Source organism: Peiella sedimenti (genome assembly GCF_030504955.1).
GTDB classification, from domain to species: Bacteria; Pseudomonadota; Alphaproteobacteria; order Caulobacterales; family Caulobacteraceae; genus Brevundimonas; species Brevundimonas sedimenti.
The window spans coordinates 589,820-612,533 of sequence record NZ_JAUKTR010000001.1 but is presented as its reverse complement, the minus strand read 5'-3'; the positions used below and the strand labels follow the sequence as shown (position 1 = coordinate 612,533).

General features: G+C 68.4%; 26 protein-coding genes and 1 riboswitch. Of the genes, 10 read left to right on the top strand and 16 right to left on the bottom strand.

The annotated features are described in order from the left end of the window. Positions 1–91: 91 nt before the first annotated feature. A riboswitch (glycine riboswitch) is annotated at positions 92–191 on the bottom strand. A 148-nt stretch (positions 192–339) separates the two neighbouring features. Further along, positions 340–1,086: a hypothetical protein gene (locus tag Q0812_RS03190; protein WP_302108843.1), complete on the top strand. Its 747-nt coding sequence runs from the start codon at positions 340–342 to the stop codon at positions 1,084–1,086. A 112-nt stretch (positions 1,087–1,198) separates the two neighbouring features. Then, on the top strand, positions 1,199–1,663 hold the full coding sequence (locus tag Q0812_RS03185; protein ID WP_302108842.1) for a hypothetical protein: 465 nt from the start codon (positions 1,199–1,201) through the stop codon (positions 1,661–1,663). A gap of 2 nt (positions 1,664–1,665) precedes the next feature. Here Q0812_RS03185 and Q0812_RS03180 read toward each other — a convergent pair whose 3' ends face one another. Continuing rightward, positions 1,666–2,670: an adenosine deaminase gene (locus Q0812_RS03180; RefSeq protein WP_302108841.1), complete on the bottom strand. Its 1,005-nt coding sequence runs from the start codon at positions 2,668–2,670 to the stop codon at positions 1,666–1,668. A gap of 60 nt (positions 2,671–2,730) precedes the next feature. Here Q0812_RS03180 and Q0812_RS03175 point away from each other — a divergent pair, with 60 nt between their 5' ends. Continuing rightward, positions 2,731–3,381, top strand: coding sequence for a hypothetical protein (locus tag Q0812_RS03175; protein ID WP_302108840.1), 651 nt, complete (start codon positions 2,731–2,733; stop codon positions 3,379–3,381). Positions 3,382–3,384: 3 nt separating this feature from the next. On the opposite strand, the gene argS is transcribed toward Q0812_RS03175, so the two are convergent. Further along, positions 3,385–5,145, bottom strand: a complete 1,761-nt coding sequence (gene argS, locus Q0812_RS03170; protein ID WP_302108839.1) for an arginine--tRNA ligase — start codon at positions 5,143–5,145, stop codon at positions 3,385–3,387. 3 nt (positions 5,146–5,148) lie between these two features. Next, positions 5,149–5,850: a Tat pathway signal sequence domain protein gene (locus Q0812_RS03165; RefSeq protein ID WP_302108838.1), complete on the bottom strand. Its 702-nt coding sequence runs from the start codon at positions 5,848–5,850 to the stop codon at positions 5,149–5,151. Positions 5,851–5,986: 136 nt separating this feature from the next. Between Q0812_RS03165 and ispH the strand changes: the two genes are divergently transcribed. Further along, positions 5,987–6,949: a 4-hydroxy-3-methylbut-2-enyl diphosphate reductase gene (ispH, locus tag Q0812_RS03160; RefSeq protein ID WP_302108837.1), complete on the top strand. Its 963-nt coding sequence runs from the start codon at positions 5,987–5,989 to the stop codon at positions 6,947–6,949. Here the strand turns inward: ispH and Q0812_RS03155 are convergent. Continuing rightward, positions 6,946–7,329: a type II toxin-antitoxin system death-on-curing family toxin gene (locus tag Q0812_RS03155; protein ID WP_302108836.1), complete on the bottom strand. Its 384-nt coding sequence runs from the start codon at positions 7,327–7,329 to the stop codon at positions 6,946–6,948. The genes ispH and Q0812_RS03155 overlap by 4 nt on opposite strands. Next, positions 7,326–7,553, bottom strand: a complete 228-nt coding sequence (locus Q0812_RS03150) for an AbrB/MazE/SpoVT family DNA-binding domain-containing protein (protein WP_302108835.1) — start codon at positions 7,551–7,553, stop codon at positions 7,326–7,328. The genes Q0812_RS03155 and Q0812_RS03150 overlap by 4 nt, the downstream gene beginning before the upstream one ends. Positions 7,554–7,614: 61 nt before the next feature. Between Q0812_RS03150 and rnhA the strand changes: the two genes are divergently transcribed. Further along, positions 7,615–8,064, top strand: a complete 450-nt coding sequence (gene rnhA / locus Q0812_RS03145) for a ribonuclease HI (RefSeq protein WP_302108834.1) — start codon at positions 7,615–7,617, stop codon at positions 8,062–8,064. Here rnhA and Q0812_RS03140 read toward each other — a convergent pair. The 3 genes from Q0812_RS03140 to Q0812_RS03130 all read right to left on the bottom strand — a co-directional run bounded on the left by Q0812_RS03140 (position 8,061) and on the right by Q0812_RS03130 (position 10,025). Beyond that, on the bottom strand, positions 8,061–8,516 hold the full coding sequence (locus Q0812_RS03140; RefSeq protein ID WP_302108833.1) for an NfeD family protein: 456 nt from the start codon (positions 8,514–8,516) through the stop codon (positions 8,061–8,063). The genes rnhA and Q0812_RS03140 overlap by 4 nt on opposite strands. Before the next feature lie 6 nt (positions 8,517–8,522). Continuing rightward, positions 8,523–9,542 (bottom strand): SPFH domain-containing protein, encoded by a 1,020-nt coding sequence (locus tag Q0812_RS03135; RefSeq protein ID WP_302108832.1) that lies wholly within the window; start codon positions 9,540–9,542, stop codon positions 8,523–8,525. A gap of 75 nt (positions 9,543–9,617) precedes the next feature. After that, on the bottom strand, positions 9,618–10,025 hold the full coding sequence (locus Q0812_RS03130) for an NUDIX hydrolase (protein ID WP_302108831.1): 408 nt from the start codon (positions 10,023–10,025) through the stop codon (positions 9,618–9,620). Positions 10,026–10,069: 44 nt separating this feature from the next. Between Q0812_RS03130 and Q0812_RS03125 the strand changes: the two genes are divergently transcribed. Then, a complete protein-coding gene (locus tag Q0812_RS03125) occupies positions 10,070–11,470 on the top strand; it encodes an FAD-binding oxidoreductase (protein ID WP_302108830.1) in 1,401 nt (466 codons plus the stop codon). On the opposite strand, the gene ppdK is transcribed toward Q0812_RS03125, so the two are convergent. Next, positions 11,467–14,151 (bottom strand): pyruvate, phosphate dikinase, encoded by a 2,685-nt coding sequence (gene ppdK / locus Q0812_RS03120; RefSeq protein ID WP_302108829.1) that lies wholly within the window; start codon positions 14,149–14,151, stop codon positions 11,467–11,469. The two genes, Q0812_RS03125 and ppdK, sit on opposite strands and share 4 nt — an antisense overlap. 77 nt (positions 14,152–14,228) lie before the next feature. Continuing rightward, the gene (locus Q0812_RS03115) at positions 14,229–14,687 is read right to left on the bottom strand and encodes a DUF4112 domain-containing protein (RefSeq protein WP_302108828.1); all 459 of its coding nucleotides are present in this window, start codon (positions 14,685–14,687) and stop codon (positions 14,229–14,231) included. 95 nt (positions 14,688–14,782) lie between these two features. Here Q0812_RS03115 and Q0812_RS03110 point away from each other — a divergent pair, with 95 nt between their 5' ends. After that, positions 14,783–15,724 (top strand): endonuclease/exonuclease/phosphatase family protein, encoded by a 942-nt coding sequence (locus Q0812_RS03110; RefSeq protein WP_302108827.1) that lies wholly within the window; start codon positions 14,783–14,785, stop codon positions 15,722–15,724. A gap of 123 nt (positions 15,725–15,847) precedes the next feature. On the opposite strand, the gene rlmJ is transcribed toward Q0812_RS03110, so the two are convergent. Further along, entirely contained in the window at positions 15,848–16,669 is an 822-nt protein-coding gene (gene rlmJ, locus Q0812_RS03105; protein ID WP_302108826.1) for a 23S rRNA (adenine(2030)-N(6))-methyltransferase RlmJ, read from the bottom strand. A gap of 96 nt (positions 16,670–16,765) precedes the next feature. On the opposite strand from rlmJ, the gene Q0812_RS03100 reads away from it, so the two are divergent. From Q0812_RS03100 to Q0812_RS03090, 3 genes are read left to right on the top strand one after another with little or no spacing between them, the layout of a single operon-like run. Then, the gene (locus Q0812_RS03100) at positions 16,766–17,809 is read left to right on the top strand and encodes a DNA topoisomerase IB (protein ID WP_302108825.1); all 1,044 of its coding nucleotides are present in this window, start codon (positions 16,766–16,768) and stop codon (positions 17,807–17,809) included. Between the two features lie 53 nt (positions 17,810–17,862). Next, a complete protein-coding gene (locus Q0812_RS03095; RefSeq protein ID WP_302108824.1) occupies positions 17,863–18,249 on the top strand; it encodes a hypothetical protein in 387 nt (128 codons plus the stop codon). A 53-nt stretch (positions 18,250–18,302) separates the two neighbouring features. Continuing rightward, positions 18,303–18,863 carry an SOS response-associated peptidase family protein gene (locus Q0812_RS03090; protein ID WP_302108823.1) on the top strand — a complete coding sequence of 187 codons (561 nt, stop codon included), beginning with the start codon at positions 18,303–18,305 and terminating at the stop codon, positions 18,861–18,863. A gap of 7 nt (positions 18,864–18,870) precedes the next feature. On the opposite strand, the gene tdh is transcribed toward Q0812_RS03090, so the two are convergent. From tdh to Q0812_RS03065, 5 genes are all read right to left on the bottom strand, one after another. After that, positions 18,871–19,923, bottom strand: coding sequence for an L-threonine 3-dehydrogenase (gene tdh, locus Q0812_RS03085; RefSeq protein ID WP_302108822.1), 1,053 nt, complete (start codon positions 19,921–19,923; stop codon positions 18,871–18,873). A gap of 4 nt (positions 19,924–19,927) precedes the next feature. Beyond that, a complete protein-coding gene (locus Q0812_RS03080) occupies positions 19,928–20,218 on the bottom strand; it encodes a hypothetical protein (RefSeq protein ID WP_302108821.1) in 291 nt (96 codons plus the stop codon). Continuing rightward, a complete protein-coding gene (locus tag Q0812_RS03075; RefSeq protein ID WP_302108820.1) occupies positions 20,218–21,408 on the bottom strand; it encodes a glycine C-acetyltransferase in 1,191 nt (396 codons plus the stop codon). Before Q0812_RS03075 ends, Q0812_RS03080 begins: the two co-directional genes overlap by 1 nt. 311 nt (positions 21,409–21,719) lie before the next feature. Continuing rightward, a complete protein-coding gene (locus tag Q0812_RS03070) occupies positions 21,720–22,094 on the bottom strand; it encodes a VOC family protein (RefSeq protein ID WP_302108819.1) in 375 nt (124 codons plus the stop codon). Then, positions 22,091–22,705, bottom strand: a complete 615-nt coding sequence (locus tag Q0812_RS03065) for an RNA polymerase sigma factor (protein ID WP_302108818.1) — start codon at positions 22,703–22,705, stop codon at positions 22,091–22,093. Before Q0812_RS03065 ends, Q0812_RS03070 begins: the two co-directional genes overlap by 4 nt. Between the last annotated feature and the right edge of the window lie 9 nt (positions 22,706–22,714).

The window sequence follows — 22,714 nt, the reverse complement described above, 5'->3', positions numbered from 1 at the left end:
GGCCCCCGCTGTCCTGAAGCCTGAGAGATTCCAGAGGCGGCATGCCTCCTTGCTCCGTCGGCGCGCCCAAGGGCGGCTTTCCAGCGTCTTATCGCGCCTCGCGGTCCTTTTGCCTGAGCGTTTCCGGGGCGGTTGCGCCTTCGGCTCCGAGACCCCGGAATCAGGGCCCCGATCTCTCCCGCGAGAGCCCGCCCAAAGGCCCCGGTTCAGGGCGGGAGTCAAGCGGCGCCGCGACCTTGGGCATATGGAACGGCGGGCTTACGCGCCGGGTTTCCCTCCTGTCCGCGCGGCGATGCGGGATGCCCCTCGCCGCCCCCTCAAGAGCACAGGAGACGCGTGATGGAAAACCGCTACGAAAACCGCGAACGATGGGCCGGCGGCCGTGATCGACAGGACGACCGCTGGGAGGCCCGCGACCGCACCCGCGACGAAGGCCGCAGCTGGTCTCAAACCGAGGCCGAAGGGCGTCAGCCCGACGCCTACGGCTACGACGCGCGTCAGGACTACGGCGCTCAGGACTATCGCGGCGCCTCCTACGACCAGTACGGCTACGGCGCCCATCCCAGCCGCACCGCAGCCTACGGCGACCAGCGCGGCTATTACGCCGGCGGTTCGGACTACGCCCGCCCTGAGGCTTACGAGCGCGGCCGCACCTACGCCACGCGGGAGCCCCGTGGCGGCGAATTCGGCCGCGACTACGGTGTGACCCGCGCCTACGGGCAAAGCTATGAGCGCGGCTACGCCGGCGGCCCGAACTATGAGCGTCAGGCCTATGCCAACCGCGAGTATCCCCGTCATGGCTACGCGCCGGGCGGCCAGATCTGGGAAGGCTCGTCCGCCCGCCAGCGAGACTATGAGCCCGACTATCTGCATTGGCGCGAGCAGCAGATGTCGAAGTTCGACCGCGACTATCACGAGTGGCGCAGCGAGCGCCGCCAGAAGTTCTCCTCCGATTTCGACACCTGGCGCGCCAGCCGCGGCAACCAGGTGGTCGAGAACGTCTCGGACGGCGGCGTGGGCAGCCAGAAGGATATCCACGAGGCGCGGGAAGAGCAGAAGACCCGCATGGAGAAGGACCGCAAGTAACGGCCCCCTTCCCGCCTCAACGCGAAGGCCCCGGTCCGCCGGGGCCTTTTGCTGTGCGGACCGCTCGGCTTGGGGCCTTCCCGCAGGCCACGTGTGGTGTCAGGCTGAGCGGATGAAAGTTCTACTCCCGGCGGGCCTCCTGGCTCTTGGACTTTTGTCTGCGGAGCATGCGGTGGCCTGCGCTCCCGTCTATCTCGTGGTGCCGCCGGTCGCAGGGGAGACTGAGGATGAAATGCTCGCGCGCTCGCGCGCCGTGGAGCAGGACCAATACCGCGCCCAATCCGACAGCATCTTCATCGCGGAAGTCAGCATGGAGCGGGTGGTCGAAGCCGACAGCGTCCAAATATTCTACAGTCCGCTCCATCTGATCGAGGGCCGCGCGCTTCCTGAGCAAACGCTGGTCATCGTTGACGCCAGAAGCACGTGCCGGCGAGCGGAGCGCGTCGGCGAACCCATCATTATCTTCGCGAGTCTCGAGGCGGATGATTGGACCATCGTTGCTCGACTGCGCCCTGAACAGGTCGTCGATCCAAGCCTCAGGCCTCTAATATTTTCCGCTTTGCATTCTCGGCGCTAGCCCTACCGCTCAAACGCCTCCACCTCCGCCAGCCGCCGCGCCTTGTCGGCCTCGTTCAGGAACGAGCCCGTGAAGCTGTTCCGCGCCATCTCCACCAGCGCCGCGCGGTCCACGCCCGCGGCCTCGGCCAACCGCCGGTAGTTCTCGCCCACATAGCCGCCGAAATAGGCCGGATCGTCCGAGTTGATGGTCACCTTCAATCCGGCGTCGAGCATGGCCGGGATCGGATGGCGGGCCAGGTCGTCCACGACGCAGAGCTTCAGGTTCGACAGCGGACAGACCGTCAGCGTCATGCCCTCTTCGGCCAAGCGCCGGACCAGGGCCGGGTCCTCCATGGCCCGGTTGCCGTGGTCGATGCGGTCCACCTTCAAGAGGTCCAGCGCCTGCCAGACGTAGTCGGGCGGCCCCTCCTCGCCGGCATGGGCCACGCGCTTCAGCCCCATGGCCCCGGCGCGCTCGAACACGCGCACGAACTTGGAGGGCGGGTGGCCCACCTCCGAGGAATCCAGCCCGACCCCCGTGATCCGGTCCAGCCACGGCTCGGCTTGCCTCAGGGTCTCAAGCGCCGCCGCCTCGTCCAGGTGCCGCAGGAAGCACAGGATCAGCCGCGAGCTCACGCCCAGCTCCTCGCCCGCCTCGCCCATGGCGGCCCACAGGCCGTCCATCGCCGTCTGCATGGGGATGCCCCGGTCGGTGTGGGTCTGGGGGTCGAAGAAGATCTCGGCGTGGCGCACCCCGTCGGCGTGAGCGCGGCGGAAATAGGCCAGGGCCAGGTCCTGGAAGTCCTCCTCGGTGCGCAGCACGTCGGCGCCCGCGTAATAGATGTCGAGGAAGTCCTGCAGGTTCGAGAAGTCGTAGGCCGCCCGCACCTCCTCGACGCTCTTGAAGGGCAGGGCCACATGGTTGCGCCGCGCCAGCTCGAACATCAGTTCAGGCTCCAGCGAGCCCTCGATGTGCAGGTGCAGCTCGGCCTTGGGCAGGCGCGTGATGAAGTCGGCGAGACCCATGATTTACTCCCTCAAGGCGGCAGCATACGCTCGTCGGCGTTTCCTGTTGAGGCGCCCTTGATGGATAGACGGACACTGATCCTGGCCGCCATGTTCGGCGCAGCCCTGCCCGCCCAGGCCCAGTCTACCCACGACGGCTGGACACGCCGCATGGAGGACGGGCTTCTGGTGTCAACCAAGCCGGACCTGACCCTGCGCATAGATCCAGCGTTCCAGCCCCTGCCGCCGCTGTCGTTCCCGATCCTCGACCTTACGGACGCCGAGCGCCGCGTGTTTGTGGATGCGGGCACGGATAGACGCATCCGCCGCATGATCGTCATCCAGTACGAACACGCCCAGGCGGGATCGCCATTCCGCTTTCTGTTTCCCTCACACCCACCGAGGACGTTTGGCGAGCAGACGTATCGCACCGGCGCCTTCGCCTATGATGACGAAGCCGCCGCGCGCACCAATCCTGATCGCGAGGCAGGCCGCACTCGCGCCTTCCTAATTGACGCCGGCTATCAGCCGCCCTTGGGCTGGGACGTGGCCCGTCTGGCGCGGGTCAGCGACGAACAGGGGCTGACCGAGGTCATCATATTCTACATGGAGGCTCGAGCCTCAATGGACGGCGCGCCCGTGGACGAGGATGGCGATGTCATTCTGCCGCCGAAGCGCGGGGAGGCCCTGCATCAGGGACTTCGGACCACCGTGATCCCAGTACGCGGCTAACGCCTACATCCGCTCGGGCGTCTCGATGCCCAGCAGGTCCAGCGCCGTCTCCAGCTGCTTCAGCGTGGCCTGCGACAGAGCCAGGCGTGAGGCCCGCGCCTCAACCGTGTCGGCCGCCAGCACCGGACAGGCCGCGTAGAACTTGGAGAAGCTCTGGGCCAGGCGATAGGCGTGCTCGGCGATGGTATTGGGGCCGCGCTTGTCATAGGCCTCCTCCACCGCCTGGGCGAAGGCGTCTAGCGTCAAGGCCAGGTCGCGCTCAGCCGGTTCAGCGACCACGACGGCCCCGGCCCCAAAGCCCTGGTCAGCCGCCTTGCGCAGCAGGGATTTGATCCGCACCGCCTGGTACAGCAGGTACGGCCCGGTCTTGCCCTCGAAGCTCATGAAGCGGTCGAGATCAAACACGTAGCTGGTGCCGCGCCAGTTCGACAGATCAGCGAACTTCAGCGCCGCCACGGCCACCTTGCCGGCGATCGCCTCGAACTCGTCCGCCGTGGCGTCCTCGCCCAGCTGGGCCTCGCGCAGGCGTTCGCGCGCCTTGGCCCGCGTCATCTCGATGAGGTCAGCCAGCTTGAGCACCCCGCCCTCGCGGGTCTTGAAGGGCTTGCCGTCCGGGCCGTTCATGGTGCCGAAGCCCAGATGCTCCAGCGAGCCCTCGGCGGCGTAACCGGCCAGATAGGCGGCGCGGAACACCTGTTCGAAATGGTCTGCCTGGCGCTGGTCGACCACGTACAGCACCAGATCAAAGGCCTGTTCATTGCGGCGGTCGACGATGGTGGCCAGGTCAGTCGTGCCGTACATGGCCGAGCCCTCGGACGAGATGACCAGCAGGGGCGGCAGCTCGCGCTTGTCGCCCTCGCGGGCGATGTGCACCACCTGGGCGCCCTGGTCTTCGACCAGCAGGCCCTTGGCGCGCAGCTCCTCGACCATCGGGGGGATGAGGGGATCGACGTCGGCCTCACCCTTCCACAGGTCAAAGGTGACGCCCAGCGCCGCGAAGTCGCGTTGCAGCGCCGCCATCGAGACGTCGTGCATGTGCTTCCACAGGGCGCGATAGCCCGGCCGGCCGGCTTGCAGTTCGGCGGTGGCCCTGCGGGCGCGGTCGCGGAATTCGGGCTCGGCCTTGGCGCGGGCGGCGGCGGCGGGATAGAGGCGCTCCAGATCCGCCAGGGTCACGGGGCTTTCGGCCGGGAACGGCCCCTCGCCCTCGGCCATGAAGGCGCCCGCCAGCCCCTCCTCGGCCAGGGCCGTGATGAGCAGGCCCATCTGAAAGCCCCAGTCGCCGAAGTGGGCGTCGCCCCAGACCTGGTCTCCGCGGAAGCGGAACAGCCGCTTCAGGCTCTCGCCAATGATGGACGCGCGCAGGTGCCCCACGTGCATGGGCTTGGCCACGTTCGGGCCGCCGTAATCCACCACGACCCGGCGTGGCTGGCTCACCGGCGCGGCGCCGGCCATGGCGTCCGACGCGGTCTCGGTGGCGCGGGCCGCCAGCGCCTGGTCGGTCACGCGCAGATTGATGAAGCCCGGACCCGCGATCTCCACCGAGGCGATGCGCGGGTCGGCCTTCAGCCGCTCGGCGATGCGGGCGGCCAGCTCACGCGGGTTGGCCTTGGCCTGTTTGGCGGCGGCCAGGGCGCCGTTGCACTGGAAGTCGGCGAGGTCGGGTCGGTCAGAGGCGGTGACCCGCCCCAGTTCCGCCGCCAAGCCTTCGGCGGCGAAGGCGGCGCCCGCCGCTTCGCTGAGGGCCGTCCTTAGGTCCGTCATGGCTTAGCCGCCGGAAGACTGCGTCTGGCCCGCATTGATGCGGAAGCGTGCGCCCTGGCGGTTGAAGTCCGCCATGGCGGGCGTCACGTCAAAGCCGACGAGAATCTCGAACTGGTCGCCGCGGATGTTCTCATTGGCGCGCGGAATGACGATCTCGTTGATACGCTGCTGGATCGCCACGCGGTCCTGGCCGGGATCGAAGGTGACGGGCAGGTCGAAATATTCCTTGGTCAGGATCGCCGTGTTGCGCTCCGTGACCGCCACCCAGAAGCGATAGGTGTGGGCCTCGCCCTGGGCGGTCGGCCCCCGGCCCAGGTGGAACAGCACGTTCATGTCCACGCGGATCGGGTCGTTGTTCTCACGGTAGACGCAGTCGGACGTCACGCCTTCGATCTCGCCGGTCCAGCCGACGGTCGAGGCGGCCGGCTGGCCCTGAAACTCCAGATAGCGCGCGGCGTCGTAGAGAATCTTCACGTAGGGGCACGGGCCCTGGTTCGGGCGCTCGCGGCGCAGACGGGCCAGGCGCGAGCGGCGGGTCTCTTCCTGGCGCCGCTGGCGGGCCTGTTGCTCGCGCTGTTCTTCCTGGCGGCGCTGCTGCTCCTGACGCTCACGGTCGCGGCGCGACTGAGCATAGGCGTCGGCGGGAACGGAGACGCTCGTGCCGGCGATAAGCGCGGCGGCGGCGAGCATAAGAACACGGCGCATGAAGCAATCCTGGTCAGGCGGGCGCGCTCCCCGACGAAGCGCGCTGGCGCACGGTTCCGCGTGATAGCGGCTAAAGCGAGGCGCCGCAACGAACCGCAGTGGCGCAGGGGCGCGAAAATCCCTAGGTTCCGCGCCGATGAGCGCCGCGCCCCTCTCCGCCCCCCGCCTGACCCTGCGCCTGGCCGCGCCGCGCGGCTTCTGCGCCGGCGTGGACCGCGCCATCCAGATTGTGGAGCGCGCCATCGCCCGCTTCGGCGCCCCGGTCTATGTGCGGCACGAGATCGTGCACAATCGCCATGTGGTCGAACGCCTGAAGGCCATGGGCGCAATCTTCGTGGAGGACCTGTCCGAGTGCCCGGACGACCGGCCGGTGGTGTTCTCGGCCCACGGCGTGCCAAAGGCCGTCCCCGAGCAGGCTCGTTCACGCCAGATGACCTTCCTGGACGCCACCTGCCCGCTGGTCTCCAAGGTGCATGTCGAGGCGGAACGCCACCACGCCGCGGGACGTGAGATCGTCCTGATCGGCCACGCGGGCCACCCCGAGGTCGAGGGCACCATGGGCCAGCTGCCCGAAGGCGCCATCACCCTGATCGAGACGGTGGAGGACGCGATGGCCTTCCAGCCGCGCGATCCGGAGCGCCTGGCCTATGTCACTCAGACGACCCTGTCGGTGGACGACACCGCCGAGATCGTGGCGGCGCTCAAGCGGCGCTTTCCGACGCTTCCGGACCCGCACAAGGAAGACATCTGCTACGCCACCACCAACCGGCAGGAGGCGGTCAAGCGGCTGGCCGACGGCGCGGACCTGGTCCTGGTGGTGGGCTCGCAGAACTCGTCCAACTCGGTGCGCCTGCGCGAGGTGGCCCTCCGGGCCGGGGCCAGGGACGCGCGACTGATCGACGACGCCTCGGCCATCGACTGGGACTGGTTCGACAGCGTTCGCGTCGTCGGACTGACCGCCGGCGCCTCGGCGCCCGAGCCTCTGGTTCAGGGTGTGATCGACGCCCTGCGGGCGCGCTACGATCTGGACATCATTGAAGACGGCGCCGCGCGCGAAACCGTCACCTTCAAGCTGCCGCGCGTATTGGCCGAAGCCTAAGCCTCGCGGCTGTGGACCCGCAGCCAGTCGGCCAGCGGCTCGATGTCGATCTCCCCCGCGGCCACCGCCAGCATCACCCTTGCGGCGTCCAGCTGGTGCGCCCTCAGCGGCCGGCCGTTCAGGAGCATGAAAGCCGCGCAGGTCATGAAGGCGGTGCGCTTGTTTCCGTCGACGAACGGATGATTGCCGGCGATGCCGACGGCATAGGTCGCCCCCAAAATGCAGATGTCTGTCTCGTCCTCATAGGCGTGACGATTGATCGGCCGCTCCAGCGCGGAGGCGAGCAGTCCCGCGTCACGCAGGCCGGGCGCCCCGCCCTCGCGCGCCAAGCTGGCCTCATGCGCGGCCAGGACGGCGTCCGCCTCGATCCACTCGATCACTTCGCCAGAATCCTGAGCGTGTCACGATACTGGCGACCGACCTCCTCGAAGGCTTCGATCTGTCGCGCCACACGCTCATCATGCGGCGCCACCCGCATCGACCCGTCCGGGGCTTTGGTCAGATAGAGGGTGTCGCCCTTCTTGACGCCCAGCTCGATCAGGGCCTCCTTCGGCAACACGACGCCGGCCGAGTTGCCCACCTGGATGATTTTCAGCGCGATCATGGCTCGCCTCCTTCAGAAGGCATGATTATAACACACGTTATAACGCCAAACGAGAACGTCCTTGAAGCACGTCCTGATTCACACCGACGGCGCCTGCCGCGGCAATCCCGGTCCCGGCGGCTGGGGCGCCCTGCTGCAATGGTCGGGACACGAGAAGGAGCTGTGGGGCGGCGAGGCCCAGACCACCAACAACCGCATGGAGCTGATGGCCGCCATCCAGGCGCTGGAGGCGCTGAAACAGCCCTGCGAGGTCGAGCTGCACACGGACTCCACCTACGTCATGAAGGGGATCACCGAGTGGATCGGCGGCTGGAAGGCGCGCGGCTGGAAGACGGCCGAAAAGAAGCCCGTCAAGAACGACGATCTGTGGCGGCGCCTCGATGAAGCGCGCCTGCGCCATCAGGTTCACTGGCGCTGGGTGAAGGGCCACGTGGGCCACGAGCTGAACGAACGCGCTGACGCCCTGGCCAATCGCGGGTGCGATGAGGTGATAGGGCGAGGGCCCCGCTAGGCCGCCCGCACTTTCAGCCGGGGACCGGCCACCGCTTCAACGACGACGGCCTGGCCTTCGCCGGGAGCCTCGCCCTCCAGGTCCGCCGGCCACTCGGAGCCCGAGACGAACACCCGGCCACGGCCACCGACGAAGGGTTCGACCACCTGCGCCCTTTGGCCGATCAGGCGCACGCCGCGGTCATTGATATCGGCCGCTTCCGGATTCACCTGCTTGACCAGCTTGCGTGAGACGAAGGTGAAGGCCAGCGTCAGCACGGCGAAGATGACGATCTCGATCAGCGGGTTGCCGCCGAGGCCCATGGCGGTCAGCCCGGCCACGACCACGGCGGCGACCGCCGGCCACAACAGCCACTCCGTGCCGGCCGCCGCCTCCACCGCCAGAATCAGCGCGCCGATGGCCAGCCAGATCCAGAAGGGTTGCGACTGATATATGGCGACTATGGCGTCCATGGCCGCCTACTCCGTCGTCGGAACGGCGCCGCCGCGGCGGGGGCGCTGCTGAACGGGAGGCGGCGCGGACGATGCACGCGCCGCCTGGGCCGCTTCGGCGCGGCGATCCGTCCGGGCGGTCTGCTGCTCCTTGGCCAGGCCGACCAGCTCGCCGACGCCCGCGATGGTCCCGACCAGGGCGCCCATCTCGGACGGCACGATGACCGTCTTCTGCTGGGGGCTGCGGGCCAGTTCGGCGAAGGCCTCCACATACTTCTGGGCGACGAAGTAGTTGATGGCGTTCACGTCGCCCTTGGCGATGGCTTCGGACACCATGGCCGTGGCGCGGGCCTCGGCCTCGGCTTCGCGTTCGCGCGCCTCGGCGTCGCGGAAGGCGGCCTCCTTGCGGCCTTCGGCCTCGAGGATGGCCGACTGCTTGGAGCCCTCGGCGCGGGCGATGGCGGCCTGCTTCTCGCCGTCCGCCTCGGTGATGACGGCGCGGCGCTCACGCTCGGCCTTCATCTGACGCGCCATGGCGTTGGTGATGTCGGCGGGGGGCTGCAGATCCTTTATTTCGATGCGGTTGGCTTTCACGCCCCACGGCTCGGTCGCCGCGTCGATGACCGTCAGCAGACGGCTGTTGATCGCGTCACGCTGGCTCAGCACCTCGTCGAGGTCCATCGAGCCGACCACGGTACGCAGGTTGGTCATGCACAGCTGGGCGATGGCGTAGGTCAAGTTGTCGACCCGGTAGGCCGCGGCGGCGGCGTCCATCACCTGGATGAAGACGATGCCGTCCACCTTCACCGTGGCGTTGTCCTTGGTGATGACCTCCTGCTGGGGCACGTCCAGCACCTGCTCCATCATGTTCATGCGCCGGCCGATGCGCTCGATGAAGGGCGTCAGGAAATGGATGCCGGGCGTCAGGGTGCGTGTGTACTTGCCGAAGCGTTCCACCGTGAATTCACGGCCCTGCGGCACGATCTTGATGGTCGAAAAGACCACGATCAGCGCCAGGACCAGAATGGCGATGCCGAAATAGCTCATCGAAGTCTCCAAGCCGGGAAGTCACCTGACAGGCTAGCGCGGCCATACGAGGCCCGCCAGCGAAACCGGACGGCCTTATGCCGATTTCAGCAGCTGGCCCGCGGCGCGGATAACCCGCCGTGTTTCAGCCCAGGCCACGGCTTTCAGCGCCGCATCTAGGGGGAAGAACCGGGCTTCGGCCGCATCGTCGCCAGGACGCGGCTCACCCGCGAGCCAGCGCGCGGCGTAGTCGATCAGGACGTAGTGTCGCGGCGGGAAGAGGCCATCGACCACATCGACCAGCCCCACGATTTCGGCATCGACGCCGGTCTCCTCACGCAGTTCGCGCAGGGCCGCGTCATGCAGCCGTTCGTCCGGCTCGATTCGCCCGCCCGGCAGGCTCCACTCGCCCAGGCGTGGGGGCGAGCCTCTTCGGATCAGCAGCACCTCGTCGCCGCGAAAGCAGACGACGCCGACGCAGGGGATGGGCCGGGCTTGATGCATGCCCTCGCCTATCGCAGCGCCGCGGCTGTGGCTATCGTCGCACGATGGAGCGCCCCTCCCCCATCGCGGCCCTCAAGGCCGTCCTGCCCGAGGCCGTCTGGACCGAGGACGCGGACCGCATCGCCCCGCGCCTGTCCGAATGGCGCGGGCGCTGGCGGGGCGAGACGCCGATCATGCTGCTGCCGCGCAACACGGCCGAGGTGTCGGCGTGCGTCAGGGCATGCGCGGAACTGGGCCTGCCGATCACGACCCAGGGCGGGAACACGGGGCTCGTCGGCGGCCAGATCCCCCTGGGCGAAGTGCTTCTGTCCACAGAACGGTTGACGGCCGTGCGCCAGGTGTCGCCGCTGGACGACGCCCTGACGGTGGAGTCAGGCGTGACCCTGCTCCAGGCGCAGCAGGCGGCGGCGGAGGTAGAGCGACTGTTTCCCCTGTCCCTTGCGGCCGAGGGAACGGCCACCGTCGGCGGAGTCATCTCGACCAATGCCGGCGGCACGGCGGTGCTGCGCTATGGCGTCATGCGCGATCTGGTGCTGGGCATCGAGGCGGTGTTGCCGGACGGGCGCGTGTTCAAGGGGCTGAGGGCCCTGCGCAAGAACAACACCGGCTATGACCTCAAGCAGCTGTTCATCGGCGCGGAGGGCACGCTCGGTGTCGTGACGGCCGCCACCCTCAAGCTGTTTCCGGTAATGCGCAGCCGGGCCACGGCGATGGTCGGCCTGAACGACCCTGAGGCGGCCATCCGGCTTTTGGCCCTCGCCAAGTCTGAGACGGGCGGCGGCGTCGACGCCTTCGAGCTGATGAAGCGCATCGGCATCGAGCTCGTGCTGCAGCACATCCCCGACACGCGCGAGCCGCTGGACCGGCCCTCCCCCTGGTACGTCCTTCTGGAACTGGCTTCGGGAGAGCCCGGCGCGGCGGAGGCGGCCCTTCCCCGCGTGCTTGAGCGCGCCCTGTCTGAGCGCCTGATCCTTGACGCCGCCATCGCCCAGAACGCCGCCCAGGCCGCCGCCTTCTGGCGCCTGCGCGAGGAGCAGTCGGCGGGACAAAAACCCGAAGGTCCTGGCTGGAAGCACGACGTGTCCGTGCCCGTGTCCCAGGTGGCCGCCTTCATCGACCAGGCTACGGCGGCGGCCGAATCCACCTGCACGGGCGCGCGGGTCAGCGCCTTCGGCCATGTCGGCGACGGCAACATCCACTTCGACGTGCTCATGCCCAGTGGCGGCGACCGGGCCGCCTTCGAGGCGGCGCGCGAAGAGGGCTCGCGCCGCATCCACGACATCGCCGATCAGCTGAGCGGCTCCATCAGCGCCGAGCATGGGCTGGGACGCCTGAAAACGGCCGAGGCCGCCCGATACAAGGATCCGGTCGAACTGGACCTGCAACGCGCCGTCCGCGCCGCGCTCGATCCCCGACGCCTGATGAACCCCGGCGTACTTTTCTAGCGGTCCTTCTCGGCCCCGCCGAGCGCGGCCTGCGCCGCCGCCAGCCGGGCGATGGGCGTGCGATAGGGCGAGCAGGAGACGTAGTCCAGCCCGACGATCTCGCAGAAGCCGATGGACGACGGGTCGCCGCCGTGCTCGCCGCAGATGCCCATCTTGATCCCGGGCTTCGTGGCCCGGGCGCGCTCCACGCCCATGCGCACCAGTTCGCCCACGCCTTCCTGGTCCAGACGCACGAAGGGATCATTCTCGTAGACCCCGGCGTCCAAGTAGGCGCCGAGGAAGCGCCCGGCGTCGTCGCGGCTGATGCCGAAGGTCGTCTGGGTCAGGTCGTTGGTGCCGAAGCTGAAGAACTCGGCGCCCGCCTCGGCCAGGTCGCCGGCCCGAATGGCGGCCCGGGGCAGCTCGATCATCGCCCCGACCAAATAATCGACGCGGTCGCCGGCTTGGGCGAACACATCTTCGGCGGTGCGGTCGGTCAGCTCGCGCAGGAACTTCATCTCGCGCCCGGCGCCGACCAGGGGGTGCATGATCTCCACCAAGGGTGCATCGCCCGTGCGGCCCTTCACCTCAATCGCCGCTTCCAGGATGGCGCGCACCTGCATCTCGTAGATTTCGGGATAGGCCACGCCCAGGCGGCAGCCGCGATGGCCCAGCATGGGATTGCTTTCGGCCAGGTCGCGCGCGCGCCGCTTCAGCTTGGCGGCGTCCAGGCCTGACGCCCTCGCCAACGCCTCGATTTCGGCGTCGCCGTGCGGCAGGAACTCGTGCAGCGGCGGGTCCAGCAGACGGATGGTGACCGGCAGGCCGGCCATGATCTCGAACAGCTCGGTGAAGTCGCCCTTCTGGAAGGGTTCGATCTTGGCCAGGGCCGCGCGCCGCCCCGCCTCGTCGTCGGCCAGGATCATCTCGCGCACGGCGGCGATGCGGCTGTCCTCGAAGAACATGTGCTCGGTGCGGCACAGGCCGATGCCCTCGGCGCCGAAACCGCGCGCCGTTCGGGCGTCCAGGGGCGTCTCGGCGTTGGCGCGCACGCGCAGCCGCCGGGCTCGGTCGGCCCAGCCCATCAGGGTGGCGAAGTCGCCGCTCATCTCGGGCTCGATGGTCGGGACGGCGCCGGCCATGACCTCGCCGGACGAGCCGTCGATGGTGATGGTCTCTCCGGCCTTCACTTCGCGACCGCCCGCCTTGAACAGGCCGGTGGCCAGATCAATGTGAACCCCGCCGGCGCCCGATACGCAGGGGCGGCCCATGCCGCGCGCCACTACGGCCGCGTGGCTGGTCATGCCGCCGCGCGCGGTGACGATGCCGCGGGCCGCATGCATGCCGTGAATGTCCTCAGGGCTGGTCTCCTCGCGCACCAGGATCACCGGCGTGCCGAGCTTGCCCAGCCGCTCGGCCTCGTCGGAGTCGAACACCACCTGGCCCGTGGCCGCGCCCGGCGATGCGGGCAGACCCTTGGCGATCACGTCGCGCGGCGCCGTGGGATCGAGCATGGGATGCAGCAGTTGATCCAGCGCCTGAGGCTCGACCCGCATGACCGCCTCGTCCTCGCTGATGAGGCCCTCACGCGCCATGTCCACCGCGATCTTCAGCGCCGCCTTGGCGGTGCGCTTGCCGTTGCGGGTCTGCAGCATCCAGAGTCGTCCGCGCTCGACCGTGAACTCCACGTCCTGCATGTCGCGGTAGTGCCGTTCCAGCGTTTCGACCGTCTCGACGAACTGGCCAAAGACCTTGGGCAGCGCCTCCTCCATGGAGGGCTCCGAGTCGCCCATCTCTTCACGGCCCGCGCGGGTCAGGGCCTGGGGCGTGCGGATCCCGGCGACCACGTCCTCGCCCTGCGCGTTGATCAGAAACTCGCCGTAAAGCCGCGCCTCCCCGGTCGAGGGATTGCGCGTGAAGGCGACGCCCGTGGCCGAGGTCTCGCCCATGTTGCCGAACACCATGGACTGGACGTTCACGGCGGTGCCCCAGCTCTCGGGAATGTCGTGCATGCGCCGGTAGAACTTGGCCCGCTCGTTCATCCAGCTGGCGAAGACGGCGCCGATGGCGCCCCACAGCTGCGCCTCAGCCTCCTGGGGGAAAGGCTCGCCCTGCGCCTGCTCCACAGCCTGTTTGAAGGCGGCGACCACGCGCTCCCAGTCGCCGGCCTCCAGCTCGGTGTCCAGCTCAACGCCCAGGCGTTCCTTGTGATCGTCGAGTATCTCCTCAAACAGATCGTGGCTCAGACCCAGGACCACGTTCGAGTACATCTGGATGAAGCGGCGATAGCTGTCGAAGGCGAAGCGGCGGTCGCCGGAAAGGCTGGCCAGGCCCTCGACCGTTTGGTCGTTCAGCCCCAGGTTCAGAACCGTATCCATCATGCCGGGCATGGACGCGCGCGCGCCTGAGCGCACGGAAACCAGCAGCGGATTCGCGGGGTCGCCGAAGCGCTTGTCGGTGACCTTCTCCACCTCGGCCATGGCGGCGCGCACCTGTTCCGCCAGGTCGGCGGGATACTGGCGGCCGTCGGCATAGTAGCGGTTGCAGGCCTCGGTGGTGATGGTGAAGCCCGGCGGGACGGGCAGGCCCAGCGACGACATCTCGGCGAGGTTCGCGCCCTTGCCGCCCAGCAGGTTCTTCATCGAGGCGTCGCCGTCCGCGCCGCCGCCGCCGAATCCGTACACCCACCGTGTCGAGGTCATGGAATGCTCCGTCTGGCTATGCGGCGGGGTTTAGCCGAACGCGGGCGGGCACGCCATGTTGCATCGCGGCGAAAAGGTCAGCCGCCCAGATAGACGACCCGGCGCTTCTTCTGCGCCCTCGCTTCATGGCTATGCTGCTCGAACAGACCTCGATCGCGCGCATCACGTTCGCTCATCTCGACCCAGTGGGTGGACTCGATGTCCTTTTGCAGCGCCTTGGCCGCCATCAGGTGTCCGGGGAACAGTGTGTCGACCACTGCGCCAAGGAACGGCACCACCGCCGTGGCGGTGTCCGCAGCGAGGTAGGCCGCCATGCGCAGGACGGTGGCCGGGGCCGCCTTGGCCCTGACGGACTGAGTCAAAAGCCAGCCCCCCATGCCGACCGTATAGAGATCGCCCGCCCACGGCACCCATGTCAGAAGGCCGTCCAGGCCGATGCCAAACGGGCCGACGCCGACCACTCGGTCGGACATGCGCTTGACGCCCTCCAGGTTTTTCCAGACCGCTTCCAGCTCCTGGATCGATCGCGCGGCCATGCAGGGCTCCCACAGTCAGGCTTGACGCCGAGCTTAACGCGCCGTCCACCGTTCCCGCTCCATTGACCCCGCAAAGGCCGCCCAGAGCAAGCCGCATGCGTTCTCGTTCGCTCCCCTCCCTGCTGTTCGGCCTGGTCCTGACCCTGGCCGCCCTGACCCTCGCGGCCATCGGGCTGGCGGCGCATCTCAGGGCTCTGGGCCGCCTCGAAATGCTGGCCGACATTCTGGCCATGCCGCTGCTGGCGGGATCGGGCGTCGTGCTTCTGCTGGCGCTCTGGCGTCGGGCGGCCGCGCCCCTGGTGCTGGCGACCGTCGCCGTCGGTCTGTTGACCACGGCCCTGCTGCCCGCTTGGCGCGGCGATATCTCGGACAGGCCGGCGGACTTCACGGTCTACATGGCCAACCTCTGGGCGCGGAATGAGGATACGGCGGCGGCCCAGGCCTCGGTGCAGGCGGCCGACGCCGACATCGTTGTGCTGATTGAGCTGGGCGACGCCCAGGCCGAGCAGCTGGATCAGCTGCTCGCAGGCTATCCTCACCGTGTATCGATCCCGCGCGTGGACCGGCCCAGCGGCGCGGCGCGGTCGCTGATCGCCTCCCGCCACCCGATGCGCCCCCTCCGCGGGCCTTCCGACGGCCTGTCGGTCGTCGGCGCGGTGATCGATCTTCCCTCCGGCCCCGTGACGGTCCTGGGCGCGCACCTCACCCGCCCGTGGCCCTTCGTCATGCATGGGGGCCAGATCTGGCAGAGTCGCCAGCTGGCGCGCCGGATCGAGGCCGTGGAGGGTCCGCTGGTTCTGGTGGGCGACTTCAACGCCGTGCCCCATGGACGCGTGCTGAGCAGCCTCGAATCAGAAACCGGCCTGACCGTCGCGCCCGCCGTCTGGGGCACCTGGCCCGCGCCCTTGCCCGCGCCGCTGCGCATCAGCATCGACAACGCCCTGGTCTCCCAGGAGCTGGCGGTGACTCGCCGCAGCCTCGGCGCGCCCACCGGGTCGGACCATCGACCCATCGTGATCGGCCTGGCTCGCCGCTAGAACCTGATCGGCCAAGGTGGCGTCGCTTCGCCGTCCCCGCGCTGCCGTGAATCAGGCTTTCGCTTCGACTCTGGATCGAAATCTGAGCCTCGCGGGACTGCGTCCAACTCAACCGATTTCGGTTTAGACGCTCCAGCCCTTGGCCATGCCGGCGGGCCCGCCCAGCGCCGCCACCACCGCCTCGGCGATGCGCAGCGCCTGTCGCGGCGCCCCCTCGGGCGGATTGATCAGCACCATGGCGCAGCCGTTCATCTTCATCGGGTCAGTCAGGGGTTTCAGCCGCGCCTCGACCGCGAGAGCCCGCACCCGCGCCGCCTGCAGCCGCCGCATGAAACCGTCAAAGGTCTCGAGATCTTTCAGGGGGGTCCAGATCGCCAGGCTGGCCTGCGGCCGCACCTTCAGCACCTGCGCGACGCAGGCCGCTGCCCGTGCATAGTCATCGGATCGCTCATACGGGGGATCGATCAGTATGAAGGCCCGCCCCTCTGTTCCAGCAGCCTCCACCGGCGCGGTCTCATAGCCGTCGGCCAGCCGCGACGTAGCCCTCGACCAGGGCTTCAACGCCTCGTCCAGCAGGGGCTGCACCTCCGGGTTCATCTCCAGCCCGAGATAACCGTCCTGGGATCGCAGCCGCGAGGCGATGAGCGCCGGAGAGCCCGGATAGACCGCCACCGTCTCCCCTTCATTGAAACTCCGCACCGCTTCGGCCAAGGAGATCAGCGCGTCAGACGCGCCTTCGGCCATCAGCCGCGTTACGCCTGCTTCAGCCTCCTTCGAACGCACCGCGCGCGGATCGTCCAGCCGATACAGGCCCGCCCCGGCGTGAGTGTCGATCACCTTCAGGGGCGCTGGCGCGCCCTGTAGGCGCGCCAGCAGATCCAGCAGCACCGCGTGCTTGACCAGATCGGCGAAGTTTCCGGCATGATAGGCGTGGCGGTAGTTCATGGCGCCTTGCGTGGCCTGCCGCCGCAGCCGGGTCAAGCGACGGAACCGGCGTCATTTCCCCCCGTTGATCGGCTCCATCCCTGTTGGAGTTCGTCCATGGCCGACGGCGCCGCGCCACTTGCCCAGACCCAGGCGCCGCTGCCCGCGCCGCCGGGGCTGACCTGGTGCACGGACGAGGGGTCAGGCATCCGCCGCCGACGGGCGGGCAAGGGTTTCGCCTACATCGACGCCAACGGCGCCCGCGTCACCGACGAAAAGACCCTCGCGCGCATCCGGTCCCTCGCCATTCCGCCGGCCTGGACCGACGTCTGGATCTGCCCGCGAGCCAACGGCCACATCCAGGCGACCGGCCGCGACCAGAAGGGCCGCAAGCAGTACCGCTACCATGACGCCTGGAGCAGCCACCGGGCCGAGGACAAGTTCAGCCGCATGGCCGACTTCGCCCGCGCCCTGCCCCGCCTCCGCCGTCAGGTCGAGACGGATCTTGCCCGGCGTGGCGTCACTCGGGACAAGGTGCTGGCCACCACCGTGCGACTGCTCGAGATCACGCTCATCCGCGTCGGCAACAAGGCGTACGCGCGGCAGAACCGCAGCTATGGCCTGACCACCCTGCACAAGCGCCACATCGAAGTGGACGGCGCCGCCCTGCGCTTCCACTTCCGCGGCAAGAGCGGCAAGGCGCACGAGATCTCCGTGCGCGACCGCCGTCTGGCCCGGCTGCTCCGCGCCCTTCAGGAACTACCGGGTCAGCAGGTCTTCAAGTACCGCGACGAGGAAGGCGTCCTCGTTCCTGTCACCTCGGACGATGTCAACGCCTACATCCGCAAGGCGATGGGCGAAGAGTTCTCCGCCAAGGACTTTCGCACCTGGGCCGGCACGGTCTCGGCGGCGCGGGCCCTGCGTGAGATGGAAGCGCCCACATCGCCCACCGACGCAAAGCGGAAGGTCACGGTGTGCGTAAAGGCCGTCTCGGGCCTGCTCGGCAATACGCCGACCGTCTGCCGAAGCTCCTATGTCCACCCGCGGGTGTTCGAACTGTTCGAGTCGGGCGAACTGCCGAACAGCCTGCCCGGCCCTGACGCTAAAGCTTTCGAACGGGCTCTGATCAAGGTTCTGTCGCCCCCCGCCGCCCAGGCTTGACCGCACACGGACAGGCGAGCAACCTCCGTTCGGCCGGAGGGGGGCTTTCGCAAATGACTATATCGAACTGGTTCTTCCGCCTGGGCGTCATCGCCGCGCTGATCGGCATGACGCTGGGCGTCTGGATGGGCAAGGCGGGGGACTTCACCCTGTCGCCGGTGCACGCGCACATCAACCTTCTGGGCTGGGTGTCGATGCTGCTTTACGGCCTGTTCTACCGCGCCTTTCCGGTGGCGGCGGCGACCAAGCTGGCGGCGGCCCATTTCTGGATCAATGTGCTGGGTGTGATCGTGATGGTGGCGAGCCTTGCGCTCTACCTCTCGGGCCACACGCAGGCCGCGCCGATCCTGGGGGTGTCCGGCATCATCGTGGCCCTATCGATGGTGATCTTCGCGGTCATCGTCTTCCGCGCCACGGGCTCGAAGACTCAAGCGGCCTGACGCTGCGCCTCGGCTGATGTAGCCTCGCCTCCCCCGTTCGGGAGAGCGCCAGCGTGTGCAACAACTACGTCTTCAAGCCGCCTCGGGACAACATCGCCGATCTGTTCCGGGGCGGCCTGATCTATCCGGAAGGCAAGCCGAACCTGCCTGAGGCCATGGAGGTCAGGATCGGTGATCGCGCGCCGGTCCTGCTGAACGCGCCAGAAGGCGCGGCGCTGGTCATGCGGCCGTGGGCCTGGAAGTCGCCCCAGGGGCGGCCGGTGTTCAACTTCCGCTCCGAGGGACGCTCGTTCGAGGGCAGCCGCCGCTGCCTGATCCCCGCGGCCGGCTTTTATGAGTTCACGGCTCCGCCCGCCGGTGAAAAGCGCAAGACGAAGTGGCTGTTCTCGATGAACGGCGAAGAGACCTTCTGGATCGCAGGCCTGGTCCGCGGCGAGAGCTTCACCATGCTGACCACGTCCCCCGGTCCCGACGTGGCGCCCTATCACGACCGCCAGATCGTCGTGCTGCCGACCGCCCAGGGCCCGGACTGGCTGTATCTGTCCAGGTCCCAGGCCGAACTTCTGAGGCCGCTCCCGGCCGGAAGCCTGTCGGTTGCGCAGGCCTGGCCGTAAGGCAGGATCAGGCCGCGTTCGTCCAGTCCAGGACCACCTTGCCCGACTTGCCCGACTTCATGGCCTCGAAGCCCTGGCGATAGTCGGTGAAGGCCATCTTGTGGGTGATCAGGGGCTGCAGATCCAGCCCCGCCTTCAGCAGGCCCAGCATCTTGCGCCAGGTGGTGAACATCTCGCGGCCGTAGACGCCCTTGATGGTCAGGGCCTTGAGGATGATCTTGCCCCAGTCGGTCTCCATGGGCCGGGCCGGAATGCCCAGCAGCGCCATGCCGCCCCCCATGATCAGTGTGTCCACGCACTGGTTGAAGGCGATGGGCGACCCCGACATCTCCAGCGCCACGTCGAAGCCCACCTTCAGGCCCTGCTCCTTCATGACGTCGTGCAGGTCTTCCTTCGCCGTGTTCACAGTGCGGACGCCCGGAGCGACCTTCTGGGCCAGCTCCAGCCGGAAGTCGTTGATATCCGTCAGGACCACGGTGCGCGCGCCGGCGTGGCGCGCCACGGCCGCGGCCATGATGCCGATGGGCCCGGCGCCGGTGACCAGCACGTCCTCGCCCAGCAGGTCGAACTGCTGGGCCGTGTGCACGGCGTTGCCGAAGGGATCGAGGATGGCCCCGATCTCGTAGGGCACATCGTCGGGCAGCTCGATCACGTTGAAGGCCGGGGCCACTACATACTCGGCGAAGGCGCCCTGGCGGTTCACGCCGATGCCGCGCGTGTCGGGGTCCAGGTGGAAGTGCCCGGCCCGGGCGGCTTCAGAGTTCAGGTCGATGACGTGGCCCTCGGCCGAGACGCGCTGACCGACCTTCAGGCGGCGATCCACGTCCTTGCCGATCTGCACGATCTCGCCGGAGAACTCATGGCCGGTGATCATGGGCACCGGCACGTTCTTCTGGGACCACTCGTCCCAGTTCCAGATGTGGATGTCAGTGCCGCAGACGGCGGTCTTCTTGACCTTGATCAGCACATCCTCGGGCCCCGGGGTCGGCACGGGCGCTTCGATCAGGTCCAGCCCCTCGGCGGGCTTGGTCTTGGCCAGGGCCTTCATGGTGTCGGTCATTGCTTCATCCCAATCCTACGCTCGACAGCACTTCAAAGTGCGCTTGCCGGTTCAATAGTTCTCTCACCGGCATTTCGTAACGCCTCGGCCAAGGCGGATCGGCGAACGCGGAATAAGTCGCACGTTCAGCCTCTGCGCGAGAGCCGAACCGCCCAATAAGGTGGCCTTTATATCGCCCGTTCCAGCGATAGACTCCGATGGCGGCCCAATCTTTCGCCGCCAAACGCTCAAGGAACGCCGCGTTGGACTCGTCATAAGCGACGAAAGAGCCTGCGAAGCGTTTCAGCGCCTTCATTAGATCACGCCGAGTTCCAGTCCGGCCTTGATGAACGCCTCAACGGCCTCATCGATCTGGTCAAAGGTGTGGGCCGCCGACATCTGGGTGCGGATGCGCGCGGCGCCCCGGGGTACGACCGGGAAGGAGAAGCCGATCACATAGACGCCCAGCTCCAGCATCCGCGCGGCCATGTCCTGGGCCAGCTTGGCGTCGCCCAGCATGACCGGGATGATGGGGTGCTCGCCCGGCAGCAGGTTGAAGCCCGCCTCGGCCATCTTGCCGCGGAAGCGTTCGGCGTTGGCGAAGAGCTGGCTGCGCAGCTTGTCGCCCTCCTCGCCCGAAGCGATGCGGATCGCCTCCATGGACGAGCCGCAGACCGCCGGCGCCAGGGCGTTCGAGAACAGGTAGGGTCGCGCCCGCTGTTTCAGCAGGGCCACCACATCCTTCGTGGCGCAGATGAAGCCGCCCATGGCCCCGCCCAGCGCCTTGCCGAAGGTGCCGGTGACGAAGTCGACCTTGACCCCACAGTGAGCGAACGAGCCCTTGCCTTGCGGACCCAGGAAGCCCGTGGCGTGGCAGTCGTCCACCATGATCAGCGCGTCATACTTGTCGGCCAGGGCGCGGACCTCGCCCAGCTTGGCGATGTAGCCGTCCATGGAGAAGGCGCCGTCGGTGGCGATGATGATGTCGCGCGCGCCGTCGGCCCGGGCCTGCTTCAGCTGGGCCTCCAGGTCGGCCATGTCCGAGTTGGCGAAGCGATAGCGCTTGGCCTTGCACAGCCGGACGCCGTCGATGATCGAGGCGTGGTTCAGGCTGTCCGAGACGATGGCGTCCTCGGCCCCGAACAGGGGCTCGAAGATGCCGCCGTTGGCGTCGAAGGCGGCGGCGAACAGGATCGTGTCCTCAAAGCCGAGATAATCGGCGATGGCGTGCTCCAGCTCCTTGTGGATCTCCAGCGTGCCGCAGATGAAGCGGACCGACGCGGTGCCGGCGCCCCAGCGTTCCTGGGCGGCGATCCCCGCCTGCACGACACGCTCGTCCCCCGCCAGGCCGAGATAGTTGTTGGCGCAGAAGTTCAGCACGCGCCGGCCGCCCACCTGGATTTCGGGACCCTGGCGAGACTGGATCACACGCTCCGGCTTGGTGAGCCCTTGCGCGTCGATATCGGCCAGTTCGGCGGTGATGCGGGCGTGAAATGCGTCGGGCAAGGGGCGAGCTCCTCTTTCGGCGGCGACGAGTTACGACTTTCAGCGGCGCTGCGCCACCTCTGGGCGGCGTTTCCACCGCTCCGCCGCCCCCTCCGGCCCATCCGGCGCAATCGGGTTGCGGCGGGCGCGTCAGCTTGGCCGAATAGGCACGCATCCCGGCCCGGAAAGGTTTGGGGCGCGTGCATCATCCTGGCGACCTCGCGCCCCGCCCTTGCCGGACCGCCTTTCCGCCCCCCGCGGTGGCGTCGGCCGACTGGTCCCCGCAGATCCTCTGTGCAATCGGCCGGGCCGGGATGCATCATTTCCGAGCGTTAGCGCGGCTTTTCCTGGGACTGCCAGCAGCTCCAGACGTGGCCGTCAGGATCCGCGAAATCAAAGGAAAAGCCGCCCGGGGCTTCGCTCACGGGCGTGACCACCTGCACCCCCTTTCCGGCCAGGGCCTCGGCGACGGAGTCGATGCCGCCGTCCTGCAACTCGAACACCACGATGGGCGACTGGCCCGGCTGGGCCTCACCCTCGAAGCAGATGACGCTGATTTCGCCGGCCTTGCCCATCAGCCAGGTTCCGCCGTCCTCGCCCGGCAGGCGTTCCAGGTTGAGGCCGAAGGCGTCGCGATAAAAGGCGTGGCTGCGCTCGATGTCCTTCACCATGAAGACCACCGCGCCGACGCGTGGATTGGGGATCATGCCGTATCTCCTCTGTTGGCGGCGTCCCTGGTGGTTCGGCGGCGCTGATTTGTGAGCACGACCGCGAAAAGGTGTCCGTCAGGGTCGTGGGCGCCCAGCCCGCCCTGATGCTTCACCGGCTTCAGCAGCGCCTGGCGCAGGCGGCCAAGCTGCAGGTCCGACGGCTCCGGCTCGGGAGGCGACTCGCCGTCCAGACGCAGGCGCAAGTCCGACAGCCGGCGACGCAGGGCCGCGTCGCTGATTCCCAGCACGTGGCGCAGCTCGTCCCGGGTGAACCCCGACAGGGCCAGCACCGCCGTCCTTCGCAACGCAGGCGGCAAGCCTTCCAGCAGCGGCGCGGGCTTGGCCAGGTCCGGCCCGGGTTGCGCCTGCTCGGGGGTCAGGGCCGCGGCTTCGGCTTCCCCCGCACGCCTGCGCCCGGCCGCACGGCCTGTTGCCCTGGCCTGAACGCGCACGACGCCCTTCAGCCACGACAGATTGGCGGCGTCGGCGGGATCACGCCCCCGCGCCAATGCGATCTCCAGCGCCGTCTGCACCAGGTCGTCCGCCTCGTCCGCCCGCGCCACGCGGCGGGCCGTGCGTTTGAGGGCGTCATAGGCCTGCGGCGTCATTCGCCCTCG

What these genes read in the sequence shown, in the direction of transcription:
- Q0812_RS03190 (WP_302108843.1), top strand. Translation starts at nt 340, where the DNA reads ATGGAAAACCGCTACGAAAACCGCGAACGATGGGCCGGCGGCCGTGAT.
- Q0812_RS03185 (WP_302108842.1), top strand. Translation starts at nt 1,199, where the DNA reads ATGAAAGTTCTACTCCCGGCGGGCCTCCTGGCTCTTGGACTTTTGTCT.
- Q0812_RS03180 (WP_302108841.1), bottom strand. Translation starts at nt 2,670, where the DNA reads ATGGGTCTCGCCGACTTCATCACGCGCCTGCCCAAGGCCGAGCTGCAC.
- Q0812_RS03175 (WP_302108840.1), top strand. Translation starts at nt 2,731, where the DNA reads ATGGATAGACGGACACTGATCCTGGCCGCCATGTTCGGCGCAGCCCTG.
- argS (WP_302108839.1), bottom strand. Translation starts at nt 5,145, where the DNA reads ATGACGGACCTAAGGACGGCCCTCAGCGAAGCGGCGGGCGCCGCCTTC.
- Q0812_RS03165 (WP_302108838.1), bottom strand. Translation starts at nt 5,850, where the DNA reads ATGCGCCGTGTTCTTATGCTCGCCGCCGCCGCGCTTATCGCCGGCACG.
- ispH (WP_302108837.1), top strand. Translation starts at nt 5,987, where the DNA reads ATGAGCGCCGCGCCCCTCTCCGCCCCCCGCCTGACCCTGCGCCTGGCC.
- Q0812_RS03150 (WP_302108835.1), bottom strand. Translation starts at nt 7,553, where the DNA reads ATGATCGCGCTGAAAATCATCCAGGTGGGCAACTCGGCCGGCGTCGTG.
- Q0812_RS03140 (WP_302108833.1), bottom strand. Translation starts at nt 8,516, where the DNA reads ATGGACGCCATAGTCGCCATATATCAGTCGCAACCCTTCTGGATCTGG.
- Q0812_RS03135 (WP_302108832.1), bottom strand. Translation starts at nt 9,542, where the DNA reads ATGAGCTATTTCGGCATCGCCATTCTGGTCCTGGCGCTGATCGTGGTC.
- Q0812_RS03130 (WP_302108831.1), bottom strand. Translation starts at nt 10,025, where the DNA reads ATGCATCAAGCCCGGCCCATCCCCTGCGTCGGCGTCGTCTGCTTTCGC.
- Q0812_RS03125 (WP_302108830.1), top strand. Translation starts at nt 10,070, where the DNA reads ATGGAGCGCCCCTCCCCCATCGCGGCCCTCAAGGCCGTCCTGCCCGAG.
- ppdK (WP_302108829.1), bottom strand. Translation starts at nt 14,151, where the DNA reads ATGACCTCGACACGGTGGGTGTACGGATTCGGCGGCGGCGGCGCGGAC.
- Q0812_RS03115 (WP_302108828.1), bottom strand. Translation starts at nt 14,687, where the DNA reads ATGGCCGCGCGATCGATCCAGGAGCTGGAAGCGGTCTGGAAAAACCTG.
- Q0812_RS03110 (WP_302108827.1), top strand. Translation starts at nt 14,783, where the DNA reads ATGCGTTCTCGTTCGCTCCCCTCCCTGCTGTTCGGCCTGGTCCTGACC.
- rlmJ (WP_302108826.1), bottom strand. Translation starts at nt 16,669, where the DNA reads ATGAACTACCGCCACGCCTATCATGCCGGAAACTTCGCCGATCTGGTC.
- Q0812_RS03100 (WP_302108825.1), top strand. Translation starts at nt 16,766, where the DNA reads ATGGCCGACGGCGCCGCGCCACTTGCCCAGACCCAGGCGCCGCTGCCC.
- Q0812_RS03095 (WP_302108824.1), top strand. Translation starts at nt 17,863, where the DNA reads ATGACTATATCGAACTGGTTCTTCCGCCTGGGCGTCATCGCCGCGCTG.
- tdh (WP_302108822.1), bottom strand. Translation starts at nt 19,923, where the DNA reads ATGACCGACACCATGAAGGCCCTGGCCAAGACCAAGCCCGCCGAGGGG.
- Q0812_RS03080 (WP_302108821.1), bottom strand. Translation starts at nt 20,218, where the DNA reads ATGAAGGCGCTGAAACGCTTCGCAGGCTCTTTCGTCGCTTATGACGAG.
- Q0812_RS03070 (WP_302108819.1), bottom strand. Translation starts at nt 22,094, where the DNA reads ATGATCCCCAATCCACGCGTCGGCGCGGTGGTCTTCATGGTGAAGGAC.
- Q0812_RS03065 (WP_302108818.1), bottom strand. Translation starts at nt 22,705, where the DNA reads ATGACGCCGCAGGCCTATGACGCCCTCAAACGCACGGCCCGCCGCGTG.